The 6,706-nt window shown below is 66.3% G+C and carries 7 protein-coding genes; 4 read left to right on the top strand and 3 right to left on the bottom strand.

Annotated features, from left to right (window positions below; genetic code table 11):
• From LK10_RS11250 to LK10_RS11240, 3 genes are all read right to left on the bottom strand, one after another.
• The coding region (locus LK10_RS11250; RefSeq protein ID WP_043123702.1) for a GntR family transcriptional regulator at positions 1–234 on the bottom strand (234 nt) is incomplete at its 3' end.
• 118 nt (positions 235–352) lie between these two features.
• Entirely contained in the window at positions 353–1,417 is a 1,065-nt protein-coding gene (locus LK10_RS11245; protein ID WP_043123700.1) for a proline racemase family protein, read from the bottom strand.
• Between the two features lie 17 nt (positions 1,418–1,434).
• On the bottom strand, positions 1,435–2,337 hold the full coding sequence (locus tag LK10_RS11240; RefSeq protein ID WP_043123698.1) for a dihydrodipicolinate synthase family protein: 903 nt from the start codon (positions 2,335–2,337) through the stop codon (positions 1,435–1,437).
• Between the two features lie 253 nt (positions 2,338–2,590).
• Between LK10_RS11240 and LK10_RS11235 the strand changes: the two genes are divergently transcribed.
• The 4 genes from LK10_RS11235 to LK10_RS11220 form a co-directional block, all read left to right on the top strand.
• A complete protein-coding gene (locus LK10_RS11235; protein WP_043123696.1) occupies positions 2,591–3,187 on the top strand; it encodes a short chain dehydrogenase in 597 nt (198 codons plus the stop codon).
• Positions 3,188–3,313: 126 nt separating this feature from the next.
• Positions 3,314–4,690: an NAD-dependent succinate-semialdehyde dehydrogenase gene (locus LK10_RS11230; protein WP_043123694.1), complete on the top strand. Its 1,377-nt coding sequence runs from the start codon at positions 3,314–3,316 to the stop codon at positions 4,688–4,690.
• Positions 4,691–4,714: 24 nt separating this feature from the next.
• Complete coding sequence (locus LK10_RS11225; protein ID WP_043123692.1) at positions 4,715–5,959, top strand: NAD(P)/FAD-dependent oxidoreductase; 1,245 nt, start codon at positions 4,715–4,717, stop codon at positions 5,957–5,959.
• Between the two features lie 239 nt (positions 5,960–6,198).
• A partial coding sequence (locus LK10_RS11220; RefSeq protein WP_043123690.1) for an aldehyde dehydrogenase family protein occupies positions 6,199–6,706 on the top strand: 508 nt, incomplete at its 3' end.

Raw genomic sequence — 6,706 nt, 5'->3', positions numbered from 1 at the left:
GTGCATTCCCCGGAAGGGCTCCTGCACGAGCAGGCCTTCCCGCGCGAGCTGGTTCAGGGCCTCGCGCAGGGTCGGCCGGCTGACCCCGAGCTGGGTGGCGAGACCCACCTCGGTGACCTTCTCCCCAGGCAGCAGGCCACCCCTGACGATCGCCCGTCGGATCTCCTGGATCGCGCCATCCCGCCGGGTGATGCCCGCTACCGGGCCAACGCTCTCTGCCCGCGCACTCGTCATGGTCTCTCCTGCCGTCTTCCCCAGAACCCTCTGATGGGGAGGTTGTCGGATTGTCAGGCTAATTCGAAAATAGTAGGGTGGTCAGGCGAGGAGCTCCTGAGCGCGTCGGTGTTCCTGTTCAGTTCCCCGAGCCCCAGATGTCGCCGACCCGGTATCCGGTGGGATAGGGATCGTCGTCTTCGAGCACGAAGTCATGGAAGCCTGTGATCCACGCGCGTCCGGCGATGGTGGGCAGGATCGCTCCCTGGCCGGCGACCTCGGCGAGGCCCCGGACGCTGCCGCGGAACAGCGATCCGATCATGCTCTCGTGCACGAACTCCTCGCCGACCGCCAGCTCCCCCCGGGCGAACTTCGCGGCCAGGCGGCCGGAGGTTCCGGTCCCGCATGGAGAGCGGTCCACAGTGCTCGTCCATGTGTCAGGGTCTGCCGGGTCGACAGGCCCGTTCGGGCAGATGACGGCATTCCTGGCGTCTGCCCCGGCTGTGTCGGTCGCCCCATGGATCATTGCCAGCGAGATGCCCCTGATCTCGGGGTGCACGGGGTGCACGACGGGGAAGGTGCGGCGTGCTACTTCCCGCAGGAGGCTGCCCGCGCGGAGGATCTCCCGCGTCTGGCCGGGTTCCAGCTTGAGTCCCAGGTCCTCTGCCCGCGCCTGGACGTAGAACTGCCCTCCGAAGACGATGTCTGCGGGGACCTTGCCGTAGTGGGGCAGCTCGAACTCGTGGTCGAGTTCGACCACGAAGGAGGGCACGTTCTCCACGCTGACGTCGATTGCCCGACCGTTCTGCACGGTGACTACGACCTCGACCACGCCGGCAGCTGTGTCGATCCTGAGGCGGGTCTGGGGTTCCTGCACCTCGATGGCCCCGGTCTCGACCATCGCGGTCACGGCGCACATGGTGTTGCTTCCGGACATCGGCCGAAAGCCACCGTGCTCGAAGACGATTATTCCGAACGCGCTGCCCGGGTTGACGGGCGAGGTGATGATGACACCGCACAGGCCCGGATAGCCGCGGGGTTCCTGCAGCAGCAGCCGACGGAACCCGTCCAGATGCTCCTGGCAGTAGACGAGGCGTTCGCCCATGGTCGCACCCCGGACGAGCAGGTCTCCGCCTGGGACCACGCGGCCGGGTTCGCCGGCAGCGTGGACGTCGATGGCGTGGATCACCTTGCGCGGTGTCATCGGTTCCTCTTCCCTAGCTAGTTGGAGACGACGTCGACTCCGGCCGCGCGCAGCAAGGCGGCGAGCTCGTCTCGGTGCTCCTGGGCAAGCGGCTGGACCGGACGCCGGGTGCCTCCGGCATCGACGCCGACCAGAGACACGCCGGCCTTGATGGCCGCGGCGTAGTTGTGCTGCTCGAGGAAGACGCAGATGGGGTTGATCAGCTTCCACAGATCGCGGCCGCGATCGAGGTCCCGATCGACGGCGAGGGCCTGGTAGAGCTCGCCTGCGAGGCCGGGCATGAAGCTCGCCCCGCCCCACACGCCGGCCTTCGCCCCGAGCGCGAGTCCTTCGAAGGTGAGGGTGTCCCAGCCGTTGAGCGGGGTGATGTCCTCGGAATGGTCGATCATGACCGTGGCCATCTTCGTGACGTCCCCGCCCGTGTCCTTGTACCAGACGACGTTGGTCTCGCGGCCGAGCTCGGCGAACTGCGAGGGCGTGAGCTCGACGCCGGTGACGCTCGGGAGGTTGTAGTACATGATCGGGATGTCGACGGCCTCGGAGATCGCCTTGTAGTGCGCGAGCAGCTCCTCGAAGTTCAGGGTGTCGTAGTACGGCGGGAGGGTCATGACGGCGTCGGAACCAGCCTCGGCGGCGGCCTCGGTGAGCTCGATGGCCGCCTCGGTGGTGAGGGCGCCGGTGCCGGCGATCGCGAAGCCGCGGCCCTTTGCCGCCTTGGCGTAGGCGGCGTTCACGGTCTTGTGCTCCTCCATGGAGAGCGCATAGAACTCGCCCGTGCTGCCCGTGGCCACCACGCCGTGGGCGCCGCCGCCGAGGATGTGGTCCACCTGGCGCTCAATGCCGGCGATGTCGACGTTGCCGTCTGCGTCGAACGGGGTGACGACAGCAGCGAGGATGCCCTTGAGTTCGGGATTCGTCATCGAATGGTCCTTTCGGAGTCTGAAGGGGCAGGAGCTCTGAGATCAGCATTGTTAGTCAAGAAGACAGATTGTCTGACAAGCTCAACGCCAATGTACCTTTCCCCTTCCGGGCCGTCAATAGGTCCCTCAGGACGTGCCTCGGGGCAGCCCGGCGGAGAGGGAGGCCGGGCGAAATCGCCCCCCTTCCCATGCTTGATCCCCACGTGATAGCGTGCGAATCAGCATCGTAAGATTGTCTGGCAAGGAGCGAGAAATGCGCGTTCTCATCGTCGGTGGCACCGGCACAATCGGCACCGCGACCGTCGATGCATTCGAGGAAATCGGCGACGAAGTCATTAGTGTGTCCCGCTCGACCTCGCCTGGAGTCGACATCACGGCCCCCGAATCGATGCCGGCCTTCTTCGACTCCGTGGGCACGATCCATGCCCTTGTCTCGATAACGGGCAAGGTTCCCTATGTCGATACGGCCAAGGCCACCCCCGAGGACTTCTCCTCCGGGTTCGCGAACAAGCTAGGCGGACAGATCAACCTGGTCCTCGCAGGCATCCCGCACATCGCGGAGCGGGGGTCCTTCACCCTCACAACCGGCATCCTGGCGCAGCACTCGGTGCCGGGCAGCGTGATTGCCGGCACCGTGAACGGCGGGATCGAGGCCTTCGTCAAGACCGCGGCGCTCGAATTGCCTCTCGGCATCCGCATCAACGCCGTCAGCCCGACAATCATCGAGCAGCCAAACGGGCACAGTGCGCTGTTCCGCGGATTCCACAGCGTCACTCCTGAAGAAGCGGCTCAGGCCTACGTGCGCTCGGCCCACGGAATTGAAACGGGACAGGTCTTCCGCGTCTGGTGACACCGGGGCCCGGAGGACTCATCAGCTCACCCGCCCTCGTCGGCACCGAACCGATCTACCAGGCATCGGCGCGCCGCTGAAGACAGTGGCGTCTCGGCTACAGCAAAGAAGCAACAAAGGAGTGGCATGTCACGCTACCGGATCCAGAATCCTGCTACAGGCGAGGTCGTCGAGACCTTCGAAGCAGCCAGCGACGAGCAGATCGAACAGGCGCTGAAGAACGCCGACGCCGCCTACCGCGAGTGGCGCGAGCGCAGCATCCAGGAGCGCGCCGCCGTCGTCCGCCGCGTCGCCGAGCTCTTCGGAGAGCGCAAGGAAGAACTCGCCGCCATCATCGCCCGGGAGATGGGAAAGCCCCTCGCGGAGGGCATCGAAGAGGTCGAGTTCGCCGCATCGATCATCGACTACTACGGGGTCTACGGTCCGAGCCTGGCCGTCGACCAGGAGATTCCCAGCACGATTCCCGGCAAGGCGACCATCGAGAACCTCCCGGTGGGCGTCCTGCTCGGCGTCATGCCCTGGAACTTCCCCTACTACCAGGTCGCCCGGTTCGCCGCCCCTAACCTGGTCCTGGGCAACACCATCCTGCTCAAGCACGCTGACATCTGCCCGCGCTCGTCGTTGGCGATCCAACAGATCATGGAGGACGCCGGCGTCCCCCTCGGCGGCTACGCCAACATCTTCGCCACTCACGAGCAGATCGCCGCGATCATCGCCGACCCCCGCGTACAGGGCGTATCGCTCACCGGGTCAGAGCGCGCTGGCTCCATCATCGGCGAGCAGGCCGGCCGACACCTGAAGAAGGCCGTCCTCGAACTCGGCGGCAACGATCCGATGATCGTGCTCGACTCCGACGACGTCGCCGCACTCGCCGCCGACGCCTGGAACTTCCGCGTCTACAACGGCGGCCAGGTGTGCAATGGGAACAAGCGGATGATCGTCATGGAAGACATCTACGACGAGTTCGTGGCCGAGCTGAAGAAGCTCGCCGAGGGCCTCGTCGCAGGCGACCCACTGAACATGCCGGAGCGCGGCTACGGACCCCTCTCCAGCCGCGCCGCCGCCGAGCAGGTCAACGACCAGGTCCAGCGCGCCGTCGCCGGCGGCGCCACCCTGGAGGCCGGGGGCGTCCTCGTCGAGGGCGAAAGCGCCTACTACTCGCCGGCGGTGCTCACCGGAATCAGCCGCGAATCGCCCTCCTTCCGAGAGGAGATCTTCGGTCCGGTCGCGACGGTGTTCAGAGTCTCCAGCGACGAAGAGGCGCTCGAGCTCGCCAACGACTGCGACTTCGGCCTCGGCGGCTCCGTGTTCTCGACCGACGAAGCACGTGCAGCCAAGATCGCCTCCCGCATCGAGGCAGGCATGGCCCACGTCAACATCATTGCAGCCGAAGCCGCAGAATTGCCCTTCGGCGGCGTCAAGCGCTCGGGCTTCGGCCGTGAAATGGGCCCGCTGGGCATGGGCGAGTTCGTGAACAAGCGCTTCTACTTCGTGGCCGACTAGGCTCCCCGGAAGAAAGGACCGAAGATGCACACTGTAGTGATCGGCGGCGGCGTCATCGGACTGACCACCGCCTACCATCTCGCCCGCGAAGGCGAGGGCGTGACCCTCGTCGACGCCCGGAGAACGGGTCTCGGGGCCAGCGATGTCAACGCCGGCTGGGTAGTACCGGGCGATTCGGCACCGGTCCCGGGGCCGGGCGTCGTCCTCTCGGCCCTGAAATGGATGACTCGGCCCGACAGCCCGCTCTACATCAAGCCTTCGCTCAAGGCCGACTTCCTCTCTTTCATGCTCGGCATGTTCCGCGCCTCGAACGCCAAGGCACAGCGGGCCGGCTTCCAGGCCGATCTCGAGCTTGCCGCCGACACGGTCCAGCTCTTCGACGAATACCGCGCGGAAGGCATCGACTACGAGCTGCACCACACGGGAATGCTCATGGCCTTCAAGGACCACGAGCTCATGCAGCACCATCTCGGCTATGTCGACCTGACCAGGCGATTCGGGCTTGATCCCACGGTCCTGATGGGCGATGACGTGCGCGTCCATGAGCCGAAGCTCAACGACACCGTTCGCGGCGGGCTGTTCTACCCGAAGGAACTGCACCTCGACCCGGGTGCCTTCACCCGCGCCCTGTACGCCAAGCTCGTCGGGCTCGGCGTCAAGATCGTCGAGAACTCCCCGATCGACGGAGTGCAGGTGGCCGGCGGGCGGGTGGTCAGCGTCTCGTCGGGGACCTCCATCTTCGAAGGCGACAAGTTCCTGCTCGCCGCCGGCGCGTGGACGGGTCCCCTCTCGAAGCTCTTCGGCGCCGACATCCCGATCCGCCCGGGCAAGGGATACTGCATCGAGCTGAAGCCGTACGGGCTGCGCGGGGCGACCAATTTCTATGACGCGAAGGTCGCTGTCACCCCGTTCAACGAACGGTTCCGGCTGGCCGGGACGATGGAATTCGGCGGGCTCGACGAGAGCATCAACCAGGTGCGCGTCGACGCGATCCTGCGCGCGCCCGGCGAGTACCTGCGCGACTGGGAAGCCCCCCAGCCCTCAGAGATCAAACCTCGAGCGGGCATGCGGCCAATGTCCCCCGACGGCTTGGCCGTCATCGGCCGGCTGCCGAGGCTCAGCAACGCCTTCGTCGCCACGGGCCACGGCATGATGGGCGTCACGCTCGCGCCGGGCACCGCCCGCGTGCTCACGAGGCTCATCCGGGAGGACCACCTCAGCCCAGTGCTCCTCCCCTTCTCCCCTGCGAGATTCCGCGGAGGGCGCTAGCACCCTCCCCTCTCAGGGCTTGCCGGACCCAAAGCAAGCGCCACAGGGCCCAGCGTCGAAAAGATGCTGGGCCTCTTGGCATCCGGTGAGGTCTAACGCTGTTCCCCATCGTTCCGAAGAGGCTCAGACATCTGGCCTAGAAAGCGGGGCAGAAAGGACATCAGTCCAAGGCAGAGAGCAACGATCCCTCCATAGTGTGAGAAACACATCCCGTTGGCTGCGAGACCGGAAGAGAGACTATGACCGAAGCCCAGGACCTGCCCGTCGTCCCGCATTGGATTGGGGGCAAGGAATACCCCTCTGCCGGCGAGCGGACAGCGCCCGTGTTCGACCCCGCCCTCGGCGTCGAGACCAAGCGGGTCTCCCTCGCCTCCGCGCAGGACATCGAGTCCGCGGTCTCCTCGGCGCAGAAGGCCTTCCCTGCCTGGCGCGACCTGTCCATGGCGAAGCGCCAGCAGATCCTGTTCCGGATCCGCGAGCTGCTCAACGAGCGCAAGGGCGAACTCGCCGAGGTCATCACCTCCGAGCACGGCAAGGTCGTCTCCGACGCCGCCGGGGAGATCGCCCGCGGCCTCGAAGTCGTCGAGCTCGCCACGGGCTTCCCGCACCTGATCAAGGGCGAGCACTCGGAGAACGTCTCGACCGGCGTAGACGTCCACTCGCTCAAGGCCCCCCTCGGCGTCGTCGGCATCATCAGCCCGTTCAACTTCCCGGCCATGGTCCCGCTGTGGTTCCTGCCCATCGCGA

Source organism: Sinomonas humi, assembly GCF_000802235.1.
Taxonomy (GTDB): Bacteria; Actinomycetota; Actinomycetes; order Actinomycetales; family Micrococcaceae; genus Sinomonas; species Sinomonas humi.
This window is presented reverse-complemented; position numbering and strand designations above follow the sequence as displayed.